The 26,651-nt window shown below is 49.0% G+C and carries 27 protein-coding genes; 19 read left to right on the top strand and 8 right to left on the bottom strand.

Translation table 11 applies throughout. The features are described from left to right. The 4 genes from BTA35_RS06330 to gloB form a co-directional block, all read right to left on the bottom strand. Window positions 1–1,086, bottom strand: coding sequence for a microcin C ABC transporter permease YejB (locus tag BTA35_RS06330; protein WP_078318980.1), 1,086 nt, complete (start codon window positions 1,084–1,086; stop codon window positions 1–3). Window positions 1,087–1,180: 94 nt separating this feature from the next. Beyond that, the gene (locus tag BTA35_RS06325; protein WP_078318979.1) at window positions 1,181–3,013 is read right to left on the bottom strand and encodes an extracellular solute-binding protein; all 1,833 of its coding nucleotides are present in this window, start codon (window positions 3,011–3,013) and stop codon (window positions 1,181–1,183) included. Between the two features lie 187 nt (window positions 3,014–3,200). Next, complete coding sequence (locus tag BTA35_RS06320; RefSeq protein WP_078318978.1) at window positions 3,201–4,880, bottom strand: LysM peptidoglycan-binding domain-containing protein; 1,680 nt, start codon at window positions 4,878–4,880, stop codon at window positions 3,201–3,203. A gap of 30 nt (window positions 4,881–4,910) precedes the next feature. Next, window positions 4,911–5,672, bottom strand: a complete 762-nt coding sequence (gene gloB, locus BTA35_RS06315) for a hydroxyacylglutathione hydrolase (RefSeq protein ID WP_078318977.1) — start codon at window positions 5,670–5,672, stop codon at window positions 4,911–4,913. A 328-nt stretch (window positions 5,673–6,000) separates the two neighbouring features. Between gloB and BTA35_RS06310 the strand changes: the two genes are divergently transcribed. The 15 genes from BTA35_RS06310 to BTA35_RS06240 all read left to right on the top strand — a co-directional run bounded on the left by BTA35_RS06310 (window position 6,001) and on the right by BTA35_RS06240 (window position 19,574). Then, complete coding sequence (locus BTA35_RS06310; protein WP_139363630.1) at window positions 6,001–6,798, top strand: class I SAM-dependent methyltransferase; 798 nt, start codon at window positions 6,001–6,003, stop codon at window positions 6,796–6,798. A gap of 180 nt (window positions 6,799–6,978) precedes the next feature. Then, window positions 6,979–7,428 carry a ribonuclease HI gene (rnhA, locus tag BTA35_RS06305; RefSeq protein WP_078318975.1) on the top strand — a complete coding sequence of 150 codons (450 nt, stop codon included), beginning with the start codon at window positions 6,979–6,981 and terminating at the stop codon, window positions 7,426–7,428. A 126-nt stretch (window positions 7,429–7,554) separates the two neighbouring features. Continuing rightward, complete coding sequence (gene dnaQ / locus BTA35_RS06300; protein ID WP_078318974.1) at window positions 7,555–8,268, top strand: DNA polymerase III subunit epsilon; 714 nt, start codon at window positions 7,555–7,557, stop codon at window positions 8,266–8,268. Window positions 8,269–8,315: 47 nt separating this feature from the next. Next, complete coding sequence (locus tag BTA35_RS06295; protein ID WP_139363629.1) at window positions 8,316–9,068, top strand: hypothetical protein; 753 nt, start codon at window positions 8,316–8,318, stop codon at window positions 9,066–9,068. Continuing rightward, window positions 9,068–9,985, top strand: a complete 918-nt coding sequence (locus BTA35_RS06290) for a type II secretion system protein N (RefSeq protein WP_078318972.1) — start codon at window positions 9,068–9,070, stop codon at window positions 9,983–9,985. Before BTA35_RS06295 ends, BTA35_RS06290 begins: the two co-directional genes overlap by 1 nt. A gap of 136 nt (window positions 9,986–10,121) precedes the next feature. Then, a complete protein-coding gene (gene gspD, locus BTA35_RS06285) occupies window positions 10,122–12,023 on the top strand; it encodes a type II secretion system secretin GspD (protein ID WP_160055054.1) in 1,902 nt (633 codons plus the stop codon). A 1-nt stretch (window position 12,024) separates the two neighbouring features. Next, window positions 12,025–13,620 carry a type II secretion system ATPase GspE gene (gene gspE / locus BTA35_RS06280; RefSeq protein WP_078318970.1) on the top strand — a complete coding sequence of 532 codons (1,596 nt, stop codon included), beginning with the start codon at window positions 12,025–12,027 and terminating at the stop codon, window positions 13,618–13,620. 2 nt (window positions 13,621–13,622) lie between these two features. Continuing rightward, window positions 13,623–14,834 (top strand): type II secretion system inner membrane protein GspF, encoded by a 1,212-nt coding sequence (gene gspF, locus BTA35_RS06275; protein WP_078318969.1) that lies wholly within the window; start codon window positions 13,623–13,625, stop codon window positions 14,832–14,834. Window positions 14,835–14,896: 62 nt separating this feature from the next. Continuing rightward, on the top strand, window positions 14,897–15,361 hold the full coding sequence (gspG, locus tag BTA35_RS06270) for a type II secretion system major pseudopilin GspG (RefSeq protein ID WP_078318968.1): 465 nt from the start codon (window positions 14,897–14,899) through the stop codon (window positions 15,359–15,361). A gap of 6 nt (window positions 15,362–15,367) precedes the next feature. After that, on the top strand, window positions 15,368–15,952 hold the full coding sequence (locus BTA35_RS06265; RefSeq protein ID WP_078318967.1) for a prepilin-type N-terminal cleavage/methylation domain-containing protein: 585 nt from the start codon (window positions 15,368–15,370) through the stop codon (window positions 15,950–15,952). Window positions 15,953–16,043: 91 nt separating this feature from the next. Then, on the top strand, window positions 16,044–16,613 hold the full coding sequence (locus BTA35_RS06260) for a type II secretion system protein GspM (protein ID WP_160055051.1): 570 nt from the start codon (window positions 16,044–16,046) through the stop codon (window positions 16,611–16,613). Window positions 16,614–16,619: 6 nt separating this feature from the next. Beyond that, window positions 16,620–17,057 carry a type II secretion system minor pseudopilin GspI gene (gspI, locus tag BTA35_RS06255; RefSeq protein ID WP_078318965.1) on the top strand — a complete coding sequence of 146 codons (438 nt, stop codon included), beginning with the start codon at window positions 16,620–16,622 and terminating at the stop codon, window positions 17,055–17,057. 3 nt (window positions 17,058–17,060) lie between these two features. Then, entirely contained in the window at window positions 17,061–17,750 is a 690-nt protein-coding gene (gene gspJ / locus BTA35_RS06250) for a type II secretion system minor pseudopilin GspJ (protein ID WP_078318964.1), read from the top strand. After that, on the top strand, window positions 17,750–18,778 hold the full coding sequence (gspK, locus tag BTA35_RS06245) for a type II secretion system minor pseudopilin GspK (RefSeq protein ID WP_078318963.1): 1,029 nt from the start codon (window positions 17,750–17,752) through the stop codon (window positions 18,776–18,778). Before gspJ ends, gspK begins: the two co-directional genes overlap by 1 nt. A gap of 46 nt (window positions 18,779–18,824) precedes the next feature. Continuing rightward, on the top strand, window positions 18,825–19,574 hold the full coding sequence (locus BTA35_RS06240; RefSeq protein ID WP_160055048.1) for a type II secretion system protein GspL: 750 nt from the start codon (window positions 18,825–18,827) through the stop codon (window positions 19,572–19,574). A 67-nt stretch (window positions 19,575–19,641) separates the two neighbouring features. Here BTA35_RS06240 and BTA35_RS06235 read toward each other — a convergent pair whose 3' ends face one another. The 3 genes from BTA35_RS06235 to BTA35_RS06225 form a co-directional block, all read right to left on the bottom strand. After that, entirely contained in the window at window positions 19,642–20,040 is a 399-nt protein-coding gene (locus BTA35_RS06235) for a DUF6172 family protein (RefSeq protein WP_238377511.1), read from the bottom strand. A gap of 203 nt (window positions 20,041–20,243) precedes the next feature. Beyond that, a complete protein-coding gene (locus tag BTA35_RS06230; protein ID WP_078318961.1) occupies window positions 20,244–20,885 on the bottom strand; it encodes a response regulator in 642 nt (213 codons plus the stop codon). Between the two features lie 269 nt (window positions 20,886–21,154). Then, window positions 21,155–22,153 (bottom strand): sensor histidine kinase, encoded by a 999-nt coding sequence (locus BTA35_RS06225; protein ID WP_078318960.1) that lies wholly within the window; start codon window positions 22,151–22,153, stop codon window positions 21,155–21,157. 381 nt (window positions 22,154–22,534) lie between these two features. Between BTA35_RS06225 and BTA35_RS06215 the strand changes: the two genes are divergently transcribed. The 4 genes from BTA35_RS06215 to BTA35_RS18685 all read left to right on the top strand — a co-directional run bounded on the left by BTA35_RS06215 (window position 22,535) and on the right by BTA35_RS18685 (window position 26,068). Further along, window positions 22,535–23,173, top strand: coding sequence for a MipA/OmpV family protein (locus tag BTA35_RS06215; protein WP_078318958.1), 639 nt, complete (start codon window positions 22,535–22,537; stop codon window positions 23,171–23,173). A gap of 158 nt (window positions 23,174–23,331) precedes the next feature. Further along, complete coding sequence (locus BTA35_RS06210) at window positions 23,332–23,907, top strand: hypothetical protein (RefSeq protein WP_202931193.1); 576 nt, start codon at window positions 23,332–23,334, stop codon at window positions 23,905–23,907. A gap of 363 nt (window positions 23,908–24,270) precedes the next feature. Continuing rightward, a complete protein-coding gene (locus tag BTA35_RS06200; RefSeq protein WP_078318956.1) occupies window positions 24,271–24,792 on the top strand; it encodes a PAS domain-containing protein in 522 nt (173 codons plus the stop codon). Further along, a complete protein-coding gene (locus BTA35_RS18685) occupies window positions 24,767–26,068 on the top strand; it encodes a methyl-accepting chemotaxis protein (protein ID WP_078318955.1) in 1,302 nt (433 codons plus the stop codon). The genes BTA35_RS06200 and BTA35_RS18685 overlap by 26 nt, the downstream gene beginning before the upstream one ends. An 84-nt stretch (window positions 26,069–26,152) precedes the next feature. On the opposite strand, the gene BTA35_RS06190 is transcribed toward BTA35_RS18685, so the two are convergent. After that, complete coding sequence (locus tag BTA35_RS06190; protein ID WP_078318954.1) at window positions 26,153–26,626, bottom strand: LabA-like NYN domain-containing protein; 474 nt, start codon at window positions 26,624–26,626, stop codon at window positions 26,153–26,155. Window positions 26,627–26,651: the final 25 nt, after the last annotated feature.

Here is a 26,651-nt window from a genome sequence, read left to right as displayed (position 1 = left end):
TCAGCGATTCTGTCCTTCAAAGCTGATTCTCGGGTCTACCATAATGTAGGTGATGTCACTGATCAGCTTCAGCAGGAGGCCGATCAGGGTAAATATATAGAGTGTGCCGAAGATAACCGGATAATCCCGTTGCATAACAGCCTCGAACCCAAGCAGACCAAGACCATCCAGGGAAAAGATGACTTCAATCAGCAGGGAGCTGGAGAAAAAGATGCCAATCAGCGCAGCAGGCATACCGGCTATAATCAGCAGCATGGCATTGCGGAAGATATGGCCGTACAGCACGCGTTTCTCGGAGGCTCCTTTGGCGCGGGCGGTCATAACATACTGCTTATTAATTTCATCCAAAAAGCTATTTTTGGTCAGCATGGTCAGGGTTGCAAAGCTTGAGATAACCGAGGCGAGAACTGGCAGGGTGATATGCCACAGATAATCCGTGATCTGGTGATACCAGGGAAGCTGATCAAAGTTTTCCGAGGTCAGACCCCGAAGAGGGAACCAGTCGAGATAACTGCCTCCGGCAAATACCACAATTAATAGAATGGCAAACAGGAAGTTAGGAATCGCATAGCCCACAATGATGATGCTTGAGGACCAGACATCGAAGGGAGAGCCATGCTGCAAAGCTTTGCGGATACCCAGCGGAATAGATACACCGTATACAATCAGGGTTGTCCAGAGACCAAGGGAGATGGAAACCGGCATTTTTTCCAATATCAGATCCAGAACAGGTTTATCCCGAAAAAAACTATCACCAAAGTCAAAGGTCAGATATTGGGTTATCATCTGGAAAAATCGTTCGTGGGCAGGTTTATCAAAACCAAATTGTTGTTCAATCTCTTTGATCAGAGCAGGGTCGACCCCCTGGGCCCCTCTGTAGTCAGAGTTTGAACTCTGGGACTGGAGTTCCGTTTGCTCTCCAGAGCCGATGCGCGTACTCGACTGACTGTCCATGCCGTCCAGCTGAGCCAGTACCTGCTCCACAGGCCCACCAGGGGCAGCCTGAACAATAATAAAATTGAGCAGCATAATGCCAAAAAGTGTTGGAATCATTAGCAGCAGGCGACGGGTGATATAGCTCCACATGGGATTTCCTAATCAGGTGCTGTTATGGATCAATAGGATTGCACCTTGCCGGGTACTCGTCAGCGGCTGACGGCAAGGTGCTCTGATTACCGGATTACTTCTTCTGGTGCCACCAGGTATCTGTTGCCAGCTGGTAGGGGGGTGTCACTGCAGGGTGCATGATTTTATGATCGTAAGCGACGCGATACTGAGTAATTCCCCAGTGAGGGACAACATAATGTCCCCACAGCAGAACCCTGTCCAGTGCCCGGGTTGCGGTGACCAGTGCCGGACGATCTTTTGCCGTAATGACAGCCTCAACTAATGCGTCAACCACCGGGCTTTTGATGCCGATGACATTACTGGCATTTTGTTTGTCCGCATACTCTGAGTGCCAAAACTCTCTTTGCTCATTGCCCGGAGAGTTCGATTGCCCGATGCTATAGACGATCATATCAAAATCGAAACCACGGACCCGGTTGATATATTGGGTCGTATCAACAATCCGAGTGTTGAGTGTAATACCTAAGCGCTCAAGGTTTTTCTTGTAAGGGTGCACGACACGCTCGAAGGTTGAGTCATAGAGCAGCATCTCTATAACGACGGGGTCACCGTTCTGATCGACCCGTTTACCATCTCTTACCGTCCAGCCGGCCTGTTTCAGTAGACGTGAGGCCTGGCGTAGTTCATTTCGGGTATTACCGTCGCCCTTGGTTTTATTAAGGGTAAATTCCCTTGTAAAGACTTCGGCAGGCAATTGATCTTTATAGGGTTCAAGAAGTGCTTTCTCTTCAGAAGATGGCAGGCCTTTAGCGGCAAGTTCAGAGTTTGAGAAATAGCTCTCTGTCCGGCTATAGGCTCCGTAGAAAAGATTCTGATTTGTCCATTCAAAGTCGAAAGCGAGGTTGAGTGCTTTTCGAACCCTGATATCCTGAAACTTATTCCGGCGCAGATTGAAAATAAATGCCTGCATGCCTGTGGGGTTTTTGTGGGCGATACTCTCTTTGATAATACGGCCTTCGCTGAGGGCAGGGGAGTCGTAAGATGTTGCCCAGAATTTTGAACTGTTCTCACGGCGGAAATTAAGATCGCCTGACTTAAATGCTTCAAGGGCAACCGTACTGTCACGATAATATTCAAATGCCATCAGATCGAAGTTATGGCGTCCTTGGTTGATAGGCAGATTTCTCCCCCAGTAATTGCTATCCCGCTGATAATGGATCGAGCGTCCGCTATCAACTTTGGCGATTTTATAGGGGCCGGAACCCACAGGTGGCGTCAAGGTTGTTTTAGTGAAGTCTTTATCCTGCCAGTAATGTTTTGGTAACACAGGAACCTGACCAATAATCAGAGGCAACTCACGGTTCTCAGTGGACTTAAAGTTGAAGCGGACGGAATGTTCTCCTGTTTTTACGATATTGCTAATGTCAGCGTAATAGGCCCGATAAAAAGGGCGACCTTTTTCTCTTAGTGTGTTGAAGGTGAAAATAACATCTTCTGGCGTTACGGGTTTGCCGTCATGAAAGCGAGCGCTGGGCCGTAACGTAAACTCTACCCAGCTATTATCCTCTGCCCTAATGACACTTTCAGCCAGCAGACCGTATTGAGAGAAAGGTTCATCAGCGGAAGACTCCATCAGGGTATCGTAGATAAGCCCTATACCGGCTGCCGGTACCCCTTTGATAATAAAAGGGTTCAGGGAGTCAAAGGTACCTACTGCCGCCTGCCTGAATGCACCGCCTTTGGGGGCTGATGGGTTGACATAATCAAAGTGGCTAAAGTCCGATGGATACTTAAGATCGCCGTGCATCGCGATACCATGCTGTGGCGATGCGGCAAAAGAGAGCGCTGAAGTGGTCAGTGCAAGCCAGGTGAAAGCGGTACAGGTGAGTTGCCTGATTGGCGTTCGGCGGCTGATGAAGGTCGTCTGCTTAAGGGCGTTCAGCATAATAGAAGGCTCCTGCCAAATTTTCTTATATTCTTCAATAGGCTACGAATAAATTGTCTATGTCAGAGAATACGGATCTTATCGGGATAGGCAACAAAAAAGGGGTGCGCAGCACCCCCTTTTTTGTCTTCAGAATCTCAATGATCCGTTCTGATAATTAAGACCGAAAGATATATGACGAGTTCAATTAATGGCTGCGGGTGACATCGACATACAAGGTCAGGCTTTGACCGGGTTGCAGATACTTGCGTTTATCAATCTTATTCCAGCTGACAATCTGGTTTACGCTGACGTTAAATTTACCGGCGATTCTTGCCAGAGAGTCACCACGGCGCACTTTATAGCCTACACGGCGGATAATTTTACGATTCTTTGCATCGTTGCTCACCGCCTGGTCTGCTTTTGACCAGATCACCAGTTTCTTTCCGGGCATCAGAGGGTCATTGGGTGCCATACCGTTCCAGCGCGCGAGCTCACGAATACTGACCTTATGCTTGCGGGATAATAGCCAAAAACTATCACCGGACTGGACATAGTGGACGATTTTATTGCCGCCGGTATTGCTGCGGTCATAGCTCTGTTTACGCTTTAGCCGCTGACTCGAGCTCAGCGCATAATGGCTGGCATTGGCTTTGGGAATGGGGATCAGCAATCGGCTGCCAGCCCGAATAGAGTTGCCGCGTATCTGATTGGCATCACGAATCAGAGCCGGTGTGGTACGGAAACGTTTAGCGATACTAATTAGGCTGTCGCCGGACTCAACCTTGTAGCGTTGCCAGGCGATCCGTTTTTGCGGAGGAACCTTGGACAGGTTTTCTTTGAAAGTATCTGTATTCTCAACTGGCACCAGCAGGCGGTGGGGGCCATTTGGTGAGGTTGCCCATTGGCTGTATCCAGGGTTCAGCAGGTACAGTTCATTGATGGTAATATCGGCCATTTTTGCCGCCTGAGCCAGATCGATCTGGGCTTCGGTATTTACTGCCGCAAAGTAGGGTTCATTAGGTATATGACGCAGCTTGATGCCGTATTCTTCAGCATGTTTCACAAGCTTCGCCAATGCGATCAGCTTGGGAACATATGCTTTCGTTTCAGCAGGAAGCCTCAATGCCCAATAGTGTGTCGGTTTGCCGGCTTCACGGTTCTTTCGAATGGCTTTATTTACTGTGCCTCCACCTGAGTTGTAGGCTGCCAGAGCATGCATCCAGTCGCCATCGAAGCGCCTTGCCAGACGATCAAGGTAGGTCAGAGCCGCATCAGTGGAGTCCAGTACATCACGACGCCCGTCATACCACCAGTCATTTTTGATGCCGAAATAGCGAGCCGTTGACGGGATAAACTGCCACATGCCGGATGCGCGTCCGTGGGAGTATGCGAAGGGGTCGTAAGCACTCTCAACAATCGGCAGTAATGCTAATTCACCGGGCAGGTTGCGGGCTTCTACCTCTTTAACAACGTGGAACATATAACGCTCAGCACGGGTAAATACACGCTCAAGATAATGAGGATGGCGCTTATACCAGTTTAGCTGTGCAGCGATACGCGGGTTGTCGATCTCGAGGTCCAGTTTGAAACTCTGCAGCAGACGATCCCAGAGGTTAAACTCAGGAAGAGAAGGGTTATCCCATGAGCGCCATTCGGTTCCCGGGCTTTCGATGTCGGTATGGGAGAGACCGAGATCCTGAATTGTCTGTTCACTCTGGGCACGATAGGTATTCAGTGAAATAAAATGTTCATCTGCCGGGGCCACTGCAGAACGGGTGGCCGATTGTTCAGATGTAGGTTTGGTATTGATGCAGCCGGTTAATGCCAATGAAAAGGTGAAGGGTAAGAGGCAAATACCGGCTTTTTTGATTTTGGTGACTATCATAGATTTTATGGGTACTAAGTTCGGTCCTGATTAAAAACAGTTTTTCCACTGGCGGATAGCCGTAAAAACTTTAACAGGATCAACAACTAATGTGCCCGATTGCTCTGTGGCAGCAGCGATAACCGGGGGCTGGTGACTTCTGAGGAACGGATTATGACATTTTTCATCGCCAATTGTCGTGGGTAACGTCGGTAAATTACTGTTACGAACCCGATCTGCTTCGCGGCTGGCTTTGAGTACATAGGGGCTGTCCGGCTCCACTGCAGCCGCAAATTTCAGGTTAGCCTGAGTGTACTCATGGGTAGGGTAAACCAGGGTTTCATCAGGAAGTGCCGCGAGTTTCATCAGTGACGTGTACATCTGTTCCGGTGTGCCTTCAAAGATCCTGCCACAACCGGCGAAAAACAGTGTGTCACCACAGAACAGCACCTGCTCTTCCTCTGAGTAAAAACCAACATGATCCAGAGTGTGCCCGGGTATAGACAGAGTCCTGAAGCAGCTTCCCAGTACATCAAGCGTTTCATCTTCACCCAACACCTTGTCTGTGCAGTGCGCTACATCAGCACCGTACGCCTGTACGTCATAGGTCTGCTTCAGTTGGTTAACGCCGCCGGTGTGGTCCTTATGATGGTGGGTTATCAGAATTCCTTTTAACCGGAGCTTTTCATCGTTCAGGTGGTCTATTACCGGAAGGGCGTCGCCGGGATCAACGACCCAGGCTTCAGATTTATTGTTGGTCAGCAGCCAAATATAGTTATCGTTGAATGCCGGAATCGGTTTAATCTTTAGCATAATGCGCTTTCCTGATAATTATTTTGCCCAGTGACACGAGATTGTTATGTGGCCAGTGCCTGCCTGATCGGCCATGTGCATACAGGCAAGTAGAGCGTATAGTGCCCAAATGTAGAAGCGAGCCCGCTATTTTCTAACATAATGACTCAGAAAAAGCTGTTATTTCAATATGCGGGTATCTGTTGTGCCTGCCAGTATTCAATGAGATCTACTCCGCTAAGGCTTCATCACGTCGAAGGGAGTGAGCTGGCGGATGCTTTTGATTTAAAAGCGATGATCAGATTTTACAGTGGTATTCAGAAGATAAGTTCGTCATGTGGGAGTTGATGTGAAATTTGCTGGTTTTAGACAAGACAAAAGAACTCTTTCAGCTTTCTCAGAAGCACTGGAACTTTGGTGGCGGCAGCCGCTGGGGCGCGAGCTTTTCGAGGCGGAGTCTGCACGGCTGGAGCCTTTTTTAGCAAAAACATTTGGCTACCACTTCCTTAACTTGGGTGTGTCACCCCATGTCAGTCTCGAACATCTGAGCCCTATTAAGCATCCGATGGTCTGGAGTCCGAGGTTAGTGACTGACGCCGGGGGCTCTGTTTTGGTCTCTCAGCCCGATGCTTTGCCCCTTCCTGATGACAGTATTGATGTGGTTTTGCTGCATCATCTGCTTGATTTTGTCGAAACGCCGCATCTTGTTCTGCGGGAAGCTGCCCGGGTAACCCAGCATAAGGGGCATCTGGTCATTGTGGGGTTTAACCCGTTAAGTAGCTGGGGAGCCTGCCGTTTTGTACACCCCCGACGGAGAGTTCCCTGGGGAGGGCGGTTTATCGGCCTGAGCCGGTTGAATGATTGGCTGACATTGCTCGATTATCGTATTGAGGATGTTGAAACCGTTATGTGCCGCCCTGCGGTTAATAGTCGCAGCTGGCTGGAAAAAAGCCGCTGGCTGGAGTCTGCTGGTATGCTTGATCGTTTTGGGGCTGCTTATATCGTTTGGGCTAAAAAAGAAGTCGGTTGTTCAACGCCGGTGCGTAAGCCCTGGCAGCAGAAACAGTTTATTCCCGGTGTTGTCTCGCCAGCATCAAATAAAGGGATGGGGCGAATGAGATTGCGTCGTCCGGACAACAAGAGTTAATCATCCGGTCGCTCGACAGTGCTGGCTGACCGGCCTGTTTCATCTGGCTAAGGTGGGATTTTATCCGCTTTGGTCGTTTACTTTCTGCTAGAATCCACCGCTTCTGGCTGAAGCATCAGGGTGTTTCGGATGATTTACATACTCCCTGATAAAGGGATTGTGGATTTATGAGAGGTTGTTTTGAGTAACCAGTTGGTGCGCATATTTACCGATGGTGGTTGTAAAGGAAACCCCGGCCCGGGCGGCTGGGGGGCGATACTCTACTATGGCGATGCAAAAAAAGAGATTAAAGGCTCTGAAAAAGAAACAACGAATAATCGTATGGAGTTGATGGCGGCTATTCAGGCCTTAGAGCTACTGAAGCGTCCATGTGAGGTTGAGCTGACAACCGACTCTCAGTATCTGCGACAGGGTATCACCCAGTGGATCCACAACTGGAAAAAGCGAGGCTGGAAAACAGCTGATAAGAAGCCGGTTAAGAATCAGGATCTTTGGCAACGGCTTGATGCCGCTGTCGGGCAGCATAAAGTGACATGGTCCTGGGTGAAAGGGCATGCTGGTCATCCGGATAATGAGCGCGCAGATGAGCTGGCTAATGAAGCGATAGCAGAGTTGCTAACAGGGCAGTAAAATGAGTGGCCAGTCGGGGTTTGATAAATAGCCAGCCGGGATTTGATGACAGAACCCGTTCCATTATATTTTCGCCCTGCTATGATTCTGCGTTTTTGTTTTAACACATCGTGAGAAGACAGTTCCATGAGACAAGTTGTACTGGATACGGAAACGACAGGCCTTGAGGCTTCCCGTGGCCATAGAATTATCGAAATTGGTTGCGTAGAGCTGATTAACCGTAAGTTTACCGGCCGCACTTACCATCAGTACATTAACCCTGAGCGGGAAATTGATGCTGAAGCGGAAGAAGTACACGGTATCTCTCTCGACTTTCTGAGCGATAAGCCGGTATTTGCCAAAGTTGCCCAGGAGTTTTTTGACTTTATCCGGGGCAGCCAACTGGTTATTCATAACGCGCCTTTCGATGTGGGCTTTATGGATCACGAGTTTAAGTGGTTGGATGAGGCGACCGGCTCGACCTATGGTAAAACGGAGGATCATTGTCAGATCCTTGATACCCTTGTGATGTCCCGCCAGATGCATCCCGGCTCACGCCATTCTCTGGATGCTCTGTGCAAAAAGTACGATATCGATAACTCCCATCGTGAGCTGCACGGTGCATTGCTTGATGCTGAAATTCTTGCAGATGTTTATCTGCGAATGACCGGTGGTCAGACCGACCTGAAACTGGTGGCTGAAAGTGAAGAAAATGGTAACGATCATTCTGATGTGACCGCTATTCACCGCCTGAACCCCAATCGTAATCCACTTCCCGTTATCACCGCTTCTGACGATGAGCTGTTGGCTCACCAGGAGAAAATATCCAGTATTGATGGCCTGTGGGATCGACTGAGCTAGAAAAGGATTGTATGAGTCAACGTGGCGTTTTTTTTTCCAGGAAATGGGTGAAATTTATTCTGCCCATAGCTTTCTTTTTAGGGCTAATCGCAAACTTTCCGGCGAAAGTGGCCTGGGGGTATGTAGAGAAATCTTTAAAGCTTCCTGAGGAACTGTCCCTGGTATCCATTGGAGGAACGGCCTGGAACGGGCACTCTGTACTTTCCATTTCCAATAAAGATCAGCTGCTTCAGTTTAAGGTTGACTGGCAGCTTGGTTTGCCTGCTTTGCTGAGCCATGGTCGTTTTTTTTCACTGGCATTGAGCCACCCTGGTACAAAGCTGGAGCTTACCGCAACCCCAAACTGGAGGCTGACAGGCCTTAAAGGCCAGGTGTCGGGGCATATTCACCCCCTGCTACTGAACCCTTTTCTGAAACAAAATAAAGCCTGGATATCCGGTACGGCTTCAGTGAACCGGCTAGGTTTCAGCTTTGTCGATGGTAAACCTGAAACCTTATCCGGCGCTATTGTCTGGCAAGGTGGCGATACCTATTTTTTACCGCCCGGAGGGCGCTCTCCTCAGCTGATTCGTTATCCTCAATTAGCGATTCGGGTATCAACCCAGAGTCAAACCGGCGATATTCATGCCACTGTTACCCGGTTGGGTGACGATGGCGCTCTTGTGTCGGGAGTGTTGAATCAGGATGGCTGGCTGTCTGTCCGGGTGAATGGTCGCCTGAAAGAGGCGGTGCCTGATCTGCCTGTCCCCAGAAAGCCAGCAGACCAGGCTCTGATTAAATACAAAGAGAAGGTGTTCTGATGATGCTATGGCATAAGCTTCAGGCCGCTTTGGCACCCCTGACGGGTGCCCTCCTGACCGGTATTGTGGGATGGCAATTGGGTGCGCTTGCTGCTCTGCAGTTCTCTGACCCAGACAATGTGGTGCTTTCTAATCAGGCTGTTGAATCCTGGCTAATTGCAGGCCAGCGCCCAGACCTTATCCCTTCTGAATTAGCATATCAGCGCCTTTTTGATCAGGACGATGCCGTGGAGGAGCCGGTGCAGGCTCCGTCAACACCTCTAAAAATGGTACTGAGTGCCGTTTTTGTTGCCCCGGATAATGCTGACTCTGGCGCTATCATTGCGACGCTGAACAAAAAAGCCCGTTACTACAAGACCGGTGACGAGGTTGAGTCCGGTATTTACCTGAAAACGGTATACGATGACCGTGTGCTGCTGAACCGTAAAGGGCGCTCAGAGGTGCTGTACTTCCGCACATCAGGCGGTTCCGGAGTATTGTCACCTGTTCAGCGCTTACCGGAACCCAAGGTATCTGCTGCTCAGCGGGCTGTTACCTCTTCGCCTTCTGTTCCCAGGGCTGTTCAGAACCTTCCTCAAACAGAGTTGGGCAGTGATATACGCAGATTGAACGCAGCGGCCTTTATGCGCAAATACCAGAAGAAAATGCAGGAAGATCCTGTGAGGCTGCTTGGTGAAGCGGGAATAACACCTGCGGCTAATGGTGGCTATCAGGTAGGGGATAGTCCGTATGCCTCCCTGCTGACGTCCGCAGGGCTGGAGATGGGCGATGTGATCTTATCGGTTAACGGAACAGCCCTGGGTGACCCTCAATCGGATGCTCAGCTGCTGGGAACTCTTTCCCAAAAGCAGGAGGTAGAGGTGATGATTCAGCGTGGCTCCCGGCAGTTTGCTGTTACTTTTCCTGTAACACGTTAAGTTTGTTAAATTTTTCCTTAAATAAGGTTTCTGAGAATCGTTATTGTTTGTATTTTAAGGTATTCTTGTCACTGGCCGGTCATCCTGAAATCAAACATTGGCAACAGACAGACTCACAGATAAAAATGGAGTTTCGGTGTTTAAAAAAATAATACTCATCAGCGTTCTGATTTTTTCACTGCCGGTATCTGCCGGGCAGTGGAAAGTGAATATTAAAGATGCCGAAATTGATGCTTTTATCAGTCAGATCGCCGACTTCACCGGTAAAAGCTTTATTGTGGACCCCAGGGTTAAAGGGCGGGTCACGGTTATTTCCAAGGCATCAATGGATGATGAGGCTGTATATCAACTCTTTCTTTCTGTCCTGAATGTTCATGGCTTTGTTGCTGTTGAGACTGATGATGGCGCGATCAAAATTATTCCAAACGCAACAAGTAAGCAGGAAGGTAACCGGTCTGCAATTCGTACTGGTGATAGCTTCCTTACTGAGGTCATTCAATTAAAGTCTGCAACAGTATCGGAAGTTGTTCCCGTGCTGCGGCCTCTGGTTCCTCAGTATGGTCATCTGGCGGGGGTTCAGTCGTCTAATGCACTGATTATCTCTGACCATGGGGCTAACATTGAACGCCTGAAGAGGATTATTTCAAGGATAGATGCGGGTAAAGATGAGCAGATCGAAGTGATCAGTCTGCAGCATGCCTGGGTTGGTGATTTGGCAACCCTGATTGAAGAGTTAGAATCTGCACAGTCTGGCAGTAAAGCTAAAAACCAGGATGGTCGCTTTACTATTGTGGCTGATGAGCGTTCTAACCGACTGATACTCAAGGGGAGTGACCCTGATCGTCAACGTATAAAGAATCTGATCGCTAAGCTGGATAAGCCCTTTGAAAGCAAGGGCGTTACACAGGTTATTCAGTTGAATTATGCTGAAGCTGTCAAGGTGGCCGAGTTACTGGATAAGGTGATCAATGATACATCTTCCTCCTCTGAGAAAGCCCCTATGACGGTGACAAAAGCTCAGTTCCAAGCTGATGAGTCTTTAAATGCCCTTGTGATTCGGGCCGAACCTATGGTGATGTCCGAAGTAAAAAGTCTGGTTTCTCAGCTGGATATCCGCCGGTCGCAGGTGTTAATTGAGGCGGTTATTGTGGAGGTGAGTGGCAGTAATGGTGAGCAACTGGGCGTCCAGTGGCTTGTGGGTGATTTTGAGAACGGGCCTGTTGGCGGAACCAGCTTTGGTAATGCGGGGGTTTCCGGTGCCAGTTTAATCTCTGATGCGGTAACAACCGGAGGTGCGGCGACAATAGGTAAAGTCAGTGGTGCTTTTTTAGGTGGCAGTGGTTCTGTTGATGGGCAGGATTTAGGGCTTCTGGTTCAGGCTCTGGCGACAACATCGAATGCGAACCTGCTTTCAACACCGAGTGTTATGACGCTGGATAATGAAGAAGCAGAGTTTGTTGTTGGCCAGAATGTCCCTTTTCTGACCGGTACAACGACCAGTTCAACCACTACAAACCCTTTTACCACGATCAGCCGGGAAGATGTGGGGGTGACTCTCAAAGTTAAACCTCAAATCAATGATGATGATAGTGTGCGTCTCGAGGTTTTGCAGGAGGTTTCTTCATTAGTGGCGTCCGACAACCCATTGGCCACAGGGTCAGCCGACCGTATTACGAATAAACGCTCCATTGATACTACGATTCTGGTATCTGACGGTGAAACGATTGTGTTAGGCGGTTTGATTCAGGATGATATTCAGGAATCCGTCAGTAAAGTTCCGCTTTTAGGTGATATTCCTCTTATCGGTGCGCTTTTTCGCAGCACCCAGATCACAAAAACAAAGCGTAATCTGCTGGTATTTCTGCGCCCTAAAATTATTCGCGACAGCAACCGGCTGAAAGCCATTGCTGATGCAAAATATCAAGGGATATACCGTGTTGGTGCCTATAACGGCGAACTGCAGGACCGACACGGTGGTGACGCAGGACAATCGGCGCAGGGGAGTGTCGAGCAGTTATTTGAGGGTGGGAAGGATTGATATGTGCCCGGATTTTCCTGCAACCCCAGTCTCACCGGATACCTCTGCAGAGGGGGCACCGACCCTCTCAGAAAGTGCAAAGGCACTGCCTTTTTTATCCGGCCTTACGGTTTTTACAGCACTTCCTTTCACCTTTGCCAAGAAACAAGGGGTTTTGTTGACCCTCAGTGAGCGCGGCTTGGTTTGTTACGCCCGTGAACCTCTGAATACGACGGCGTTAGGTGAAGCGATTCGCGTCTGTGGTACACCGGATGCGCTTGAGGTGTTGGCTCCAGAGATATTTGAGCAGCAGCTTACCCAAAGTTACCAATCAGACTCCTCCGAAACACTGCAGATGGTGCAGGGTATCGGCGACCAGATGGATCTGGCCAGTCTTGCGGACTCGGTTTCTGAAACAGAAGATCTGTTGGATCAGCAGGATGATGCCCCCATTATTCGCCTGATTAATGGCCTGTTGCAGGAAGCCATTCGCGATGGTGTCTCTGATATTCATATTGAGACGTTTGAAAAGCGCCTTGTCGTCCGTTTTCGTGTTGATGGTATTTTGCGACCTGTCGTCGAGCCAAAGCGGGCGTTGGCCCCGTTGCTGATCTCACGTATTAAGGTGATGGCTAAACTGGATATCGCTGAAAAACGGGTGCCACAGGATGGGCGTATATCGCTGCGTCTGGGTGGCCGTGAAGTGGATGTTCGTGTTTCAACGTTACCCTCCAGTAATGGTGAACGGGTGGTACTGCGTATTCTGGATAAGAACGCTGGGCGTATGGATCTGGCGCAGCTGGGTATGTCGGAACAGGTTCATGCAGGGTTGAAAAACCTGTTGGCCAAGCCCCATGGCATTTTTCTGGTGACCGGGCCAACCGGCTCAGGTAAAACCACCACGCTCTATGCCTCCCTGACCGCTTTGAATGATTCCAGCCGTAATATTATGACGGTGGAAGATCCTATTGAGTACAACCTGGAAGGTGTGGGTCAGACACAGGTTAACCCCAAGGTTGATATGACCTTTGCCCGTGGCCTTCGTGCCATGTTACGTCAGGATCCTGATGTGGTGATGGTGGGTGAAATCCGCGACATTGAAACCGCTGAGATAGCCGTGCAGGCCAGTCTTACGGGGCACCTTGTTTTGTCTACCTTGCACACTAATACTGCCGCCGGTGCGGTGACCCGTTTACAGGATATGGGGGTTGAACCCTTTCTGTTGGCTTCAAGCCTGTTAGGTGTCCTGGCACAGCGCCTGGTTCGGGTGCTTTGCACCGAGTGCCGTTCACCCTACGAACCGGATGATACCGAGCGCAGACTGATGGGGTTATCGGCTTCAGACTCGGTAACCCTCTACCATGCGCAGGGCTGTCCACACTGTAATCAGCAGGGATACCGGGGACGAACCGGTATCTATGAACTGTTAGCGGTAGATGAAGATATACGCCGCCTGATTCATCAGCAAGCCGGTGAGCAGGAGGTTGAGCAATATCTGAAGCAGGCAACAGCTCTGAATGGCGAGTCTTATCAGACGATCCGGCAGGATGGCCTGCGCCTGGTAAGGGCCGGTGTCACCACCGTTGAAGAGGTACTGCGTGTGACCCGGGATGATTGATCATGGCTGCTTTTAATTATCAGGCTGTCACCAGCTCAGGGGCGAAAAAGAAAGGTGTTATGGAGGGTGAAAGCCCTCGTCATATTCGCCAGCTGCTTCGTGATCAGGGGTTGATTGCGGTATCTGTTGAGCCCGTTGTTAATGCCGGAAGTAAGCCCAGCCGGTTTCTTGCCGGCCCCGGTATGTCGGTTAAAGAGCTGGCGCTCTGCACTCGTCAAATGGCGACGTTGGTACAGGCGGCAATGCCGTTGGAAGAGGTGCTTCAGGCGGTCGCCGCCCAGTCTGAACGGCCAAAGGTGAAAAGTTTGTTACTGGGTGTCCGGTCACGTGTATTGGAAGGCCACACCCTGGCCGATGGCATGGCCGGTTTCCCGAATGCGTTTCCTGAAATGTATCGCTCAACAGTGGCCGCCGGTGAGCACGCCGGACATCTGGATCTGGTGCTGAATGAGCTGGCAGATTATACGGAGCAGCGTGAGCAGGCGCGTCAGAAAATCCAGCTGGCACTGTTATACCCAGGGCTTTTGACACTGGCCTCCATTGCGATTGTCAGTTTTCTTCTGGCGGTGGTTGTGCCGGATGTTGTGAAGGTCTTTACCCGCACCGGGAATGACCTGCCACCACTAACGGCCGGGCTGATTGCAGTGAGTGATTTTCTGAACCAGTTTGGCCTGCATCTTCTTTTGTTGCTTTGCCTTGGGTTTCTTGGCTTTTCTTCTGCTTACCGTAAGCCGGGATTTCGTTTACAGGTTGATCGCTGGCTGACGGATTTTCGTCTGACCCGCAGAATCAGTCGTGGTATTAATGCTTCCCGTTTTGCGGGAACCCTGAGCATTTTATCCCGTAGCGGTGTCCCTTTGGTCGAGGGGCTTAGTATCGCCGCTGCCGTGATGCCGAATCATTTTATGCGCCAGCAGGTCAGTGAGATCGCCGGTAAAGTGAAGGAGGGAACCTCGCTGTTTAAAGCGTTAGAGCAAAGTGGGCGTTTTCCTCCCATGATGCTCTACATGATCGCCAGTGGGGAGCGCAGTGGGGAGCTGGAGAGTATGCTGGATCGTGCGGCGAAACAGCAGCAGCAAACACTGGAAGCGCTGGTGGCAACCGTCGTTGGCCTTTTTGAACCCGTTGTCCTGATTGCGATGGGCGGTGTTGTATTGACTATTGTACTGGCGATCTTGTTACCGATTTTGAATATGAACCAGCTGATTGGCTGATTCTGTTTAGATAATATTAGCGAATATTTGAAGGAATTTTTATGAAGGCTCAGGACATACAGATGCAAGACGAAATCTGCTCAAAAAACAACGCTTCGGCGCAGCGTAATTGCCATAAGCAACAGGGCTTTACCCTGATCGAAATTATGGTTGTTGTGGTTATTCTGGGTATTCTGGGGGCCTTGGTTGCGCCTTCGATTCTGGGTCGCCCGGATGAAGCACGGGTAACGGTTGCGAAGAATGATATTCGTTCTATCAGTAATGCCCTGGATATGTACAAGCTGGATAACTTCCGTTACCCCACAAATGAGGAAGGCCTGAAAGCATTGGTCGAAAAACCTTCAGCCGCGAAAAACTGGAATCCGGATGGCTATCTGCCTCAGATGCCTGAAGATCCCTGGGGTAATGCATATATTTATAAGCGCCCCGGCGAAAAAAGCCGCCATTTTGACCTCTACTCCCTGGGGGCGGATGGTCAGGTTGGCGGTGAAGGCACCGATGCGGATATTGGCAATTGGGACAAGTAACTCCCCGTGAAACCCGGTAATCATCAACAGGGTTTTACCCTGATTGAAATTCTGGTCGTTGTTGTCATTATCGGTGTTTTACTGACAGCAACGGTTGCCCTCAGGGGCGACCACTCCGGCCAGAGGGCGCTGATTGCCGAAGGTGAACGTCTGCGTGCTGTTTTTATCTCCGCCCAAGAAGAAGCGATTCGTAGTGGCCTGCCTTTGAATTTTGTAGCAGCGACTGACGGTTATGGTTTCAAGGTATTTCAGCCGGAATATGGTGACGATCCGATGACCGTTTCAGAAGGGCTTGTTCCTTCTGCGGGCATTGAACTGATGGTATTGAAACGTCAGCCTGTCGGGCAATGGTCTGAGCCGGAGCTTCGCTCTCTGGGTGAATATCAGCCGGAACGAACGATACATGTTTCGTTACAGGTAGCCGATAAGCCTGCCACTGAGCTGTTGCTGTCATCGTCGGGCTTGACGCAGCCCTTTTCAGTGACACTTTACTTCCCTGATAACCCGGATCAGGTTCTTACCCTATCTGGTGATGGTGTCGGGTTGCCGGATTATCAGCTGTACTCAGTGCAGGCCCGTGATAAGGGATAGCTGCCTCGGGATGTGATGCCTCGAGCCTGATGTCAGAAAAAGCATGGGTAGGTAAAGTCGGTTAATGTACAGCAAAGGAAGGAGGCATTTGATGGTGTTAAATCGGAACATAGCAGCAGATTTTGGCCGTAAAGTCACTTTTCTGACGGCACAGGCACCGGTTGTGATTTCTGCGTATCTGCCAGGCTCTGTGAAGTCCGGCTGGAATAAATTGTCTGAACGTGATCGCAGTGCATTAAAGTTACTGTTCGCTGCTCTGTTACTGACGCTGCTCTATTTACTGGTTTGGCAGCCGGTGATGCAAAAAGTTGAGCAACGTAAGAGTTGGCAGCAAAAGCAGGCACTCCGGCTGGAGCAGGCCCAGTTGGCGGCATATAACCGGTTAAATCAGTTCGGTATGATAGATCTGATACCGCTGGATACCTGGTTAAAGCAGGTGCTCCCAGATTACCGTTTAAGCCTGGTTCAACATAAGGCGGGGGCAGACCCTAAGCAACCGGGACTCCTTCAGTTTCGTTACAGTGATAGCAGAAAAGCGCAGCACTTCCTTATTGCGATGAGCCGTTTTACTGAGCTTAGCCAGATCAGGGTTGATCAGCCTCGGCGAAGGATCACATTACGCTACCGCCCTGACCCCCAGTACGTGAATATGGTGCAATAGTCACCTATGTACAATATCTCTTGTCATGCTAAAAAAACGCAATACTTGCCGTGCCGTTCCTTTTCTCAGCAGGGCTTTACGCTGCTTGAGGTGATGATCGCATTGGCGATTCTGGCTGTTGCTTCGGCGGGGTTACTTACCGCCAGTAGCGGTTATGTGCGTCAGAGCAGTCAACTGGAGCAGCGGGTGATCGCAAACTGGGTTGCCCAAAACAAAATGAATGAACTGCGCTTGGCTGGCACGCCTCCTGGAATAGGTGAAAGCAGCAGTGAGGCGGAGCTGGCTGGGCGGCACTTTCTTGTGAAAGCACAGGTATTTTCCACGGAATCGCCATTCTTAGTACGGGTTGAGCTGGAGGTATACCGCCATGAAGATGGCGATACGGCCTCCGCTAAAAGCTTTGCTCTGGCCCGGCTCACCAGCTTTATGCGAACGGAGCTATAGGTCGTGGGTTTTATAACAGATCAGCCTGCCTCTGATTTAAAGAGAGATGGAAGACGTCTGCAGTCGGGTTTTACGTTACTGGAGCTGCTGATTGCTGTTGCTATTTTCGCATTGATTGGGCTTGCGGGTTATAAGTTACTCAATAGTGTTATTCGCACCTATGAGCACACCCGGGAACATTCCGATAGCTTCAGTCAGTTGCAAAAGGCTGTTTCCGTTATTGGTCAAGATCTGAAGCAGTTATCCCGTCGCCCTATTCGTGATGAATTAGGTGATCCTTTTCCCGCTTTTGCTGTGAATTATCGTGGAGGACTGCCTCTGGAGTTCACCCGTAGTGCCGATTGGCTGGTGTCAGCTTCACCCCATGATGGAACCAAGGTATCCAATGGGTTTCCTTTGACCGGAGTTAAACAGCGTGTGGGCTATCGTTTGCAGGATGGCGAGCTGCAGCGGCTACTCTGGCCGGTATTGGACCGGGCTCAGGACACGAAGCCGCATATACAGGTGTTACTGACCGGCGTAACCCATTTCAATATTCGCGTGACAGCTGAGGGCACATGGCAGGTGTTCTGGCCAGTAGAGAACCAGCAGGGAGTGACGGATTTATTTCGTTTACCGGATGGTATTGAAATCCGGTTCAACCATAAAACTTATGGCGCTATTCGTCGTGTTTTTGCCTGGACGGGGATCTGATGAAACCACCTGTGACCCGTAATCCACCTGTCTGGGCCGGTGGCAGGCAGTCTGGAGTTGCTTTGATCAGTGTTCTGCTGATTTTTGCTATCGCGGCGATTCTGGCTGCGCGTATGATGAGTCAGGGGGGTATCCGGACAGAGCAAACCGGAGCTTACCAGCTGCAACAGCAGCTTGAAGCCTATGCTCGTGGTGGTGAAACTTATGCCATTGCGCTTTTAAAAGAAGACTGGCGACAGGATCAGGCGGCAGGAGAGCAGGCTTACGATCATCCTTCGGAACCCTGGGGGCAGCTCGACCATTTCCTGTTGAACACCGGTCATGATAGTTCTGAAGACGACAGTCTGCGCATCCGTATTTTGCCAATGGATGGTTTTCTGAATATCAACAACCTACTGAAAGAAGACGGTGGCCATTCCGATGTGCGCTATCTTACCAGCTTGCGGCAACTACTGAGTATCAACGGTGTTCCGGAGGCTCTGGCAGATCAGGCTCTGGACTGGATCGACCAGAATAATATACCGACAGGTCTGACAGGGGCCGAAGATAATGACTACCTGTTACAGACGCCTGCGTATCGGACCTCAGACCAGAATCTTTTGGATACCGATGAGCTGATGCTGCTGGCGGCGGGGTCTCCGGAAGATCGCCTCCGGATGAGTGAAATGCTGGTGGGGCTTCCGTCGCATACCCAGATCAATCTTAACGCTGCGAACCCTGATGCCCTTGCTGCCCTGCTTGGGCAAACAGAGGATCAGGCCAGGTCCTTGCTGGTGGGAGCTGAATATGTGCCGATTCAATCTGTGACAAAGTTTCTGACGGAGCGATCCATACCTCTGGAATTGGCGGAGCTATTTTCAATACGCAGCCGGTTTTTTATGATTACTACCCAGGTTGACTGGCAGGCACAGCGCTTTGCTTTGACCACCTTGCTGGAACGGGATCTTGATACCGGCCATGTATCTGTCTTGCAGCGTCGCTTTCAACCCGTTTCCCGGCAGCGCTTCATACGGCAGGCTGAAGAGTGATAACCGCAACCATGAATCATCAACGTTCAGGCAAGGAGTTTGGACTATGCCGCGTAATCTGGCTGTAATTTACCAGCCATATCGAGACCCTGAAAACCCTCTGGTTTGGTTTCCATTGGATCAGTTAGCATTATCAGGTAACGGAGGTGGGTTTGCTCAGAGTGGCATGCAGGGGGATTTCTCAGATTTTCATGGGACATTAGCTGCGGAAAGTCCCACGGTTAACCTGTATCTCTTTTTGGCGGATGAGCTGCTGAGCTTTCATCAGGTTGATGTACCCCAAGGGGTTAAGCGTAGTATACAGAAGCTGCTGCCGGTTTTACTGGAGGAGCAGTTGGCTCAGGATATTGAGCAAATTGGTGTGCATTATGTGGATGTCCAATATGATGGTTCCGTGCCGGAAACGATGATGTGTAATACGGCAGTTTGGGATCGTCAAAGCCTTGAAACTCTCATGGCGAGGCTGAAAGCACCAGGGCAGCCTGATAAAGAAAACAGCAGTGCCCATGTTATCCGGTTGAAAGCGTGCTTGCCGTGTTCCGTTTGTCCGTTATTGGATGACGCCATTCGGGCTCAACCCCGACCGGACTTCTGGCAAATAATTCCCCGGATTCCTACTGCTCACCAGCTTCAGGCTGCAGATAGGGATGATAGTGTGCCGTTATTGCTGGAAGCCCATCAATGGAACTTAATAACACCGGAACAAAGTGAGGTAAGTCCTTTTGTTGGTGTCTTCGCTATGGGAGGGCTCGCGGTGGGGTTGTATCTGTTAAATCAGTGGTTGTCGGTTTTTTAGCAGGTCTTGGTCTGCGTATATAGAATACGCAGACCCGATACTGAAGTCTTTGGTGGCGAAGGCAGCGCTAGCTATCTTCGGAGGGCTGATCATCTTCAAATGGATCTGTTGCTTCACGCTGCCGGACAGTACCTACAGCGTCCTCGGTGCCATCGTTTATTTGCTCCGGCTCTTCTTCGCGTTCAACAAAAACCCGGTTTGCCGGTACTGCGATGATCTCCAGATAAAAGCTCTGCCACTGTTCAGCTTCAGCATGGCTTATTTTCTCATTGATCTGTGTAACATGAATCTCTTGTGCGCTTTCGGTATCTGCGCCGAACTTACAGTCAAAGTCCCAAAAATCGAAACCCTTAGGTAAGACCTTATTGCGTTCTCTTTTAAGGTATTTTTTGGCTTCGTTTTTGGCCGCTTCGATCAGGCGTGGATATTTGATCTTCGAATGGGAAAGCTTAAATGTTTTTTTCATTGGAATCCTGATACTTGATATGAGGTGATAAGTGATACTCGCAGTATTGAACTTATCCCCTGAAATACGCGGGCATCATAACGGATTTGCTTCTGAGCAGCTATCAGAACTTCAATGGGCGGCCGAGAAGGTTTTCAAAATATAGTGGTGTTGCAACACTCGGTTTGAAGCTGTCCCTGATAATTCCTGTTGCTTTAGTGGTGTTAGAGTAGTCCGAGGTCAATAGCTTTAAGCACGGCTCTAGTGCGATCTCTAACATCCAGTTTCCTAAGAATGAAAGAAACCTGATTGCGAATTGTGCCTTCTGAACGGTGAAGAGCTGCAGCGATTTCGATATTAGAGTAACCTGCGGCGATCAAACTAAGTACTTTCAGCTCGCCTTCTGTGAGTGTTTCTATTACAGGCTCGTAGAAGTCATTTTTTTTGGGAGGAGTAGTGAGTATCCGGTCTGTAATACCTGGCGACAGGGCCGTACCTCCTTTTGCAAGGGCTTCGATGGCACAGGTTAGGCGCTCTAGGTTGATATCTTTTAATGCGTAGCCTTTTGCTCCCTGGCGAATGCATTCCATTGCTTGCTCGGTATCATCAAAGGTGGTTAATACCAGTACTGCCTGCTGCATGTGCTGCTCTCTCATTGCTTTTAAGACACCTATTCCGTCCAATATAGGCATGCGGATATCCAGCATAACTACATCAATATTACGGGATTTATCCTCTAAAATGGCTAAAGCTTCCTGCCCATTGACGGCTTCTGCCACAACCTGAATGTTCTTCTTTAAAGCTAGCAAGCTTTTTAGGCCTTCTCTTAGTAAAGTTTGGTCATCGACAATAAGGACATTAATCATGATGAGAGCTCCTCTTTTTATCTGATCCGGTGGCATTTAGATTAAAATTGATCGCTATCAGAAAATGGCACATTGATCTGAACTGAGAATCCTTGCGTGTTATAGCCCGCTTTGACTTTACCGTTAAAAGGGAGGAACCGTTCCTCCATTCCTCTTAGTCCATTCCCAGATTGAGGAGATTGCATCCGTTTCTTTGGCAAGCAGTTATTGCCGTTATCTTGCAGGCTTAAGCTTAAACCGGTGAGGTCTTTTTTTAGCTGTATTTCTATTTATTCAGCGGTACTGTGTTTCATACAGTTGGTCAGTGCTTCCTGCACAGCCCTGAATAGAGCTCCGGCCAGCTGCGCATTACAGATTTCCAAATCAGGAGATATTCTTAGTTTGACTTCAAGCTGAGGTAGGTTGTTGCAAAGAGCCTGCAATGCTGATGTCAGGTTGATTTTTCGCTGTTCCCGCAAGGTGCTGACGGAGTTTCGGACATCACTCAGAAGCAACCGTGTGATTTGTTGTGCTTTGCTAACATGCTCTGCAGCACGCTCTGCTTTGCAGTGGCTTGCGACTTCTAGCTGAATGCTCAGACCCGTTAAGTGATGGCCTAGTGTATCGTGTAAATCTCTAGCGATCCGAAGACGTTCGTCACGAGCTATGGTGTTGTAACGCAAAGATTGGGTTGCTTTTAGTTCTCTCAATAAATTGGCGGATTGAGCTCGGGCCTGGCGTTCTGAGTGCAAACGAATAGCAAATAAATAGGCAAAGGCATTGTACAAGGTAAAGGCCAGCCCATTGACCAGAGTGTGCTGGGAGTTTCCAGAATCAGCTTTAATCAATGCTATGACTAGGGGGAGAGCTATCACAGGGATAATCAGTTTTGGCTTTAGTCCATAATCCACCAGCCTTACGAGGTAGATAATTAGCAGAATTGCCGTTAGCCCAATGTTAAAGAACAGCATCAGACCACATTGAATCATTAATGTGATGATCAGTACCTGTTTTTGCCATTGAGGCCAGCGCCATCTGTAAAAGTCAGTGAAGATCATGTATAGCAGATATAGGAAAAAAGCTGAGCAGAGTAGGGTAATGTTTAGTGCAGAAACTTCCGGCAGGTGGTTCGGAATTACGCTTGGTACCAGCCAGCTATTAAAGGTATATAAACTTACGAAGCTCCATGTAAACAATGCCAGTAGGAATTCATAACGGTCTTTTATTTGCTCAATCCGATTGCTTAGCGCTTTTCTTAGGTAGGACTGAGCTGTGTCTGGTTGGTTCATGTCAGGCTGTTCACGGCTGAAAATTATGTAGAAACTCTAGCTTTTTTAGATGGTTATTGCGAAGTGATAAATGTCACGATTTAGATTGTGACATTTATCACAAGCAGCTGATGTTGTTTCCCCTTAGACTTGCTTCCTCGTTATTTTTCGTGTGTTGAAAACTAGGATACTACGTCATGATATTACCTTGCAGAATGTTCAAACCATTCTCTTCTACTTATGTCAAAGCTTCATTAAGCATTGTTTGGGGTGTTATGCTGGTATCTGATGTGGTCCTGGCTAGTGGCCAAATGAACAGGGAATCTGAGGAGTATTCCGATCAAGTGCGCTGGGAGTTTGGCCTGATGTCTGGTGTGCAGCGGGCTTCATGGAAGGGGGGGCATGACACAAAACACGGCTTTACCTTTTATTAATGCTGAAGTCGGTAACTGGCATATTGGTCCAAAGTATGGTATCGCTCAGTACATAATCCGTTTTCCTGACGCTCAGTATGGTTTAGGTGTTGGCTATCGGGATGATAGTTATCATACAAACTGGATTCCTGGCTTTAAAGCGTCAAGGGCTCCTGAGCTGGATGGCTATGAATCCGGTGGTGGTGATGTGACTTTTTTAGCGCAGTTCAGGTATCGGCAACTGACTCTGAAGATGGAGCAGGATATATCCGGCAATTCTGACGGCTTTACTGCAGAAGTTGCCGTGGAACATATTTTGTTCGGCCGGGGATTAGGGTTGAACCTAAAAGCGAATACTGGGTTTTACTGGCAAAGTCAGGATTATGTCCGTCACCTGTACGGGGTCTCCGGCCGGAATGTTGATACCAATAAAGGCAGGTTTTTCTATGAGCCTGATAGCGCTTTGAACCTGTTTGCCAGCGTCAATGTAAGTTATATCTTTGACCAACGGTGGGGCGTGCATAGTTCCTACCGGTTTGAGTATTTTGATACTACGATTACCGACAGTCCTATTGTTGATGGTAAAAACAAACAGGCACTGCATGTAACCTTAACCTATCGGATGTAAGCATAATTTTTTTGTATACAGCCTTTGTTAATATTCGATAAATCAGCATGTTAGATTCTTTTTCGGTGGAAACATTTCAATAAAAGAGATTTTTTAATTCATTCATCCGGTGAGTATAGTAAGGTACTTTAGATTTAAGTTTAATAAAAGGCGTTCTGATGAACTCACAAACGAATCTCCTGATACGCACATCCTTTGCCAAACTCTTCTCAATTATTTTCTTGGTTTTGGCCCTTGCAATTGTTTTCTCTCTGATTTTCGACATCTTTAATGATCTGGTCGATGGCGTAGGGTTTATGCAGATTTTTCTGGGGAGTATTAACACTGGGATTATCGCGCTGGCTGTTTTTGAATTAGCTCTGGTTATCCATAAGGAGTATTCCGGAGAAGAAGCAGAAGATGAAGACCCGGTGGCGGCTTTAAGGAGGACGATTCCTCGTTTTATCGGAACCGTATGTGTCGCCTTGTCACTGGAAGGGTTGATCATGGTCATCAAATATAGCCAGTTTGATCTGGCTGGAAACCTCTATTACCCGGTGGCTATTATCAGCAGTACAGCCTTTTTGCTGATCGCTCTGGGCGTATTTATTTTTCTGAGTGACAAATCCACCCGTGCTCTTGCAGTAGAAAACCAGTCAAAGGTACTGCAGACAGGTGCACCTGCGGCGGGGCCGGATGCTGGTGAGCTTCATACTGCCAACTTTACTCCGGATGATAAAAAAGCAGCATCTTAGCTGAATTTGCGCTAATTTTTGTCGTCAGTTACTTGAAGTTACTTAAGGAATATGACATTAACGTTGCTTCTTGACGACCTGAATAGTTTAATACTGGGCCGGATGGGTGGTGACGTTGGCTGGTTTTTGGCCATGCAGTCTCTGCACAGCAAACCAGTAGCCCTTAACGACAGGGTTGTAGCTTTTCTTCTTTATGCGTTCCTGGTCGCTGCCCTGGCCATATTGGTGGCGTGCTTTGGTTCTACCTTTTCAGACAATATTTGTATGAAGGTCTGCCATTCCAGGCACGTTGTGAGGCCTCTTATCTAATCGGGGCTAACCAGAACTCAGTCCTGTGACTGTGTTGAAAAAAGTGAGGTTACTTTGAAACCTAAATCGATCAAGCCGACACAGATCGAGCGTAAGATGCGTCCGGAAGACTTTATTGTTTCCAAAACCGATGCTAAAGGACGAATTACTTACTGCAACCCGATTTTTCTTGAATTTTCCGGTTATACAGAACAGGAACTGTTGGGCGTCCAACATAATATTATCCGGCATCCTGATATGCCAAGGACAGCTTTTAAGCTGGCCTGGGACACTATTCAGTCCGGTAAAGAGTTTTTTGCTTATGTGAAGAATATGAGCAAAGACGGCAGTTTCTACTGGGTACTGGCTCATATGACACCCGATATGGGAAACAATGGCCAGCCGATGGGTTATACCTCTGTTCGGCGTTGCCCCCGGCCTGAAGCTTTAGATGCGATAATACCTATTTATGAACAACTGTTGTCAGCGGAGAAAGGGGCTGGGTCCCGTGATGCTCTGGATGCGGGTTTTCAGGTTCTCGATACACTATTAAAGCAGGAGGGTAAGACTTATGAAGAACTGGTTCTCACAATCTAGTCAGTATTTGCTCCCTGTACTGCTTTTGCTGTTGGGCGCGGTAGCTTCTGCCTGGCAGCCAGCTGCAGCTGTTGTTAGCAGTGTTCTGGCTGCTGTTTGGCTGTTGGGCTTGACTATGAAACCTCGCCAGAACCCTGAAGTAGCTCAGATTCAGTCTCTGTTTCAGAAGGTTGCTGATGGCCGATTGGAGCAGCGATTACCGAACACGCTGAATGACCCGGAGCTTGATCAGCTTCGTATCAGTATCAACTCTGCCCTTGATCAGACTGAGACGGCTTTTCGTGAAATTCTGGGTGCAATTCGGGCATCCGGAAATGGCCTGTATTTCCGTAAATTACAGGTCACCGGCTTACATGAAACGTTTCGTGGTGTGCTGGAAGAGATTCAGCAGGTGCTTGATGAGGTTCATCGCACACAGGAAATTGTTGATCGTGAGTCTCTGCTGTCCAGGATTTTTCTACGCTCAGAGCGAGGCATGTCTTCGGCAATGGATACGACAAATGCGACGCTGGAAAATGTGAATGAGCAAGCGAGTCATATTGCAGATTTTTCGCATAGTTTTTCTGAAACAGCGAGCGACATGGTTCAGGCTGCAGAGAAAATGTCTGCGGCTCTGATGGATGCGGGACAGTCAGCTGAATCCAGCTTTGCAGCTCTGCAGGCATTGACTGATGCGGCAACGGATATTCGAAATCGCAGCTCTCAAATTGATGAGCTGGCCTCCCAGACCAACCTTTTGGCTCTGAATGCCGCTATTGAAGCTGCCCGGGCAGGAGAGGTTGGCCGTGGTTTTGCTGTTGTTGCGGATGAGGTGCGAAGTCTGGCTGATCAGTCCCAGGGAACGGCTCAGCAGATCTCGTCATCCATCAAAATTATGATGGATACGCTATCTTCTATGGTATCCCGGTTTGAGGTATTGCGTGAGGCGGTTGATGAAGCCCGTGAGACCTCCGGCGTGTTTGGCGAAACATTGAAAGAGTCTGCTGAATCCGCCTGCACAGTTGATCAACAGGCGGGGCAAATCAGTAAGCTTGCCGACGTAATGGAGGGCTCTATGAGGCTCCTGCGTAGTGCTCAGAAAGCCAGGGCCGATGTTAATTCGATTCTGAATGGCAAGCCGATAGAGATCGGTAATCTGTCTGATATTGAACAGAAAGCAATTGATATGGCTGTAGAGGGGCGCTGGTCAAAAGATAGTAGTGACCGGGAAGCTCTGGTAGGCATATACGATCAGGTATTTACCGATATTGAACGTCAGTTGAATGGGCTACGCTAGCGCCTTTAAGATGAACTGTAGATTTGGCTGGTTTGACCGCCAGCCTGTCTCTTTCGTGTTAGCCGATATCCCCCTGGCAGATACCTAAACCAGCATCTCCTGGCTAATCTCATTAAAATGGTCACAGCTCTGAATCAGGCTGTTGGCGGTTAGAGAAGAAACACCATAAACTTCGGTTTGCGTGCCGAACTTTTGTTTGACCCGCTCCAGAAGCTGATCAAAGTCCCCATCGCCGGACAGCAGAATCACCTTATCCACGTCAGGTGCCTGCTCATAGAGATCCAGAGTGATCCCCACATCCCAGTCACCTTTTGCAGAACCATCGCTCCTTTGGATAAACGGCTTTAGTTTTACCGTAAAGCCGATGTGTTTCAGGGCTTGCTGGAACTTCTGTTGGCCTGGGTCCTGACTATTGATGGCATAAGCTGTAGCGCTAACAATATCACCTTCCTGACTTATCCGCTGCCAAAAATAGCGATAATTGAACGAGCGTCCAAATACCTGGCGGGTGGTGTAATAGATGTTCTGAATATCAGCAAAAATCGCGATTCGTGACATGACCAACCTTAGGCTTTTATCTGTA

Origin of the sequence: Oceanospirillum linum, from assembly GCF_001995095.2 — a bacterium.
Classification (GTDB): domain Bacteria; phylum Pseudomonadota; class Gammaproteobacteria; order Pseudomonadales; family Halomonadaceae; genus Oceanospirillum; species Oceanospirillum linum.
Note: the sequence above shows the minus strand (reverse complement) of the source record. Positions and strands in the feature narration are given on the sequence as shown.

Coding starts and splice junctions, on each gene's coding strand:
- BTA35_RS06290 (WP_078318972.1), top strand. CDS start 9,068: ATGATGCTATGGCATAAGCTTCAGGCCGCTTTGGCACCCCTGACGGGT.
- BTA35_RS06190 (WP_078318954.1), bottom strand. CDS start 26,626: ATGTCACGAATCGCGATTTTTGCTGATATTCAGAACATCTATTACACC.
- BTA35_RS06210 (WP_202931193.1), top strand. CDS start 23,332: ATGAACTCACAAACGAATCTCCTGATACGCACATCCTTTGCCAAACTC.
- BTA35_RS06325 (WP_078318979.1), bottom strand. CDS start 3,013: ATGCTGAACGCCCTTAAGCAGACGACCTTCATCAGCCGCCGAACGCCA.
- gspI (WP_078318965.1), top strand. CDS start 16,620: ATGTACAATATCTCTTGTCATGCTAAAAAAACGCAATACTTGCCGTGC.
- gloB (WP_078318977.1), bottom strand. CDS start 5,672: ATGCTAAAGATTAAACCGATTCCGGCATTCAACGATAACTATATTTGG.
- BTA35_RS06215 (WP_078318958.1), top strand. CDS start 22,535: ATGACACAAAACACGGCTTTACCTTTTATTAATGCTGAAGTCGGTAAC.
- BTA35_RS06320 (WP_078318978.1), bottom strand. CDS start 4,880: ATGATAGTCACCAAAATCAAAAAAGCCGGTATTTGCCTCTTACCCTTC.
- gspE (WP_078318970.1), top strand. CDS start 12,025: ATGTGCCCGGATTTTCCTGCAACCCCAGTCTCACCGGATACCTCTGCA.
- dnaQ (WP_078318974.1), top strand. CDS start 7,555: ATGAGACAAGTTGTACTGGATACGGAAACGACAGGCCTTGAGGCTTCC.
- BTA35_RS06235 (WP_238377511.1), bottom strand. CDS start 20,040: ATGAAAAAAACATTTAAGCTTTCCCATTCGAAGATCAAATATCCACGC.
- BTA35_RS06260 (WP_160055051.1), top strand. CDS start 16,044: ATGGTGTTAAATCGGAACATAGCAGCAGATTTTGGCCGTAAAGTCACT.
- BTA35_RS06225 (WP_078318960.1), bottom strand. CDS start 22,153: ATGAACCAACCAGACACAGCTCAGTCCTACCTAAGAAAAGCGCTAAGC.
- BTA35_RS06230 (WP_078318961.1), bottom strand. CDS start 20,885: ATGATTAATGTCCTTATTGTCGATGACCAAACTTTACTAAGAGAAGGC.
- BTA35_RS18685 (WP_078318955.1), top strand. CDS start 24,767: ATGAAGAACTGGTTCTCACAATCTAGTCAGTATTTGCTCCCTGTACTG.
- gspF (WP_078318969.1), top strand. CDS start 13,623: ATGGCTGCTTTTAATTATCAGGCTGTCACCAGCTCAGGGGCGAAAAAG.
- BTA35_RS06240 (WP_160055048.1), top strand. CDS start 18,825: ATGCCGCGTAATCTGGCTGTAATTTACCAGCCATATCGAGACCCTGAA.
- gspG (WP_078318968.1), top strand. CDS start 14,897: ATGCAAGACGAAATCTGCTCAAAAAACAACGCTTCGGCGCAGCGTAAT.
- gspK (WP_078318963.1), top strand. CDS start 17,750: ATGAAACCACCTGTGACCCGTAATCCACCTGTCTGGGCCGGTGGCAGG.
- BTA35_RS06330 (WP_078318980.1), bottom strand. CDS start 1,086: ATGTGGAGCTATATCACCCGTCGCCTGCTGCTAATGATTCCAACACTT.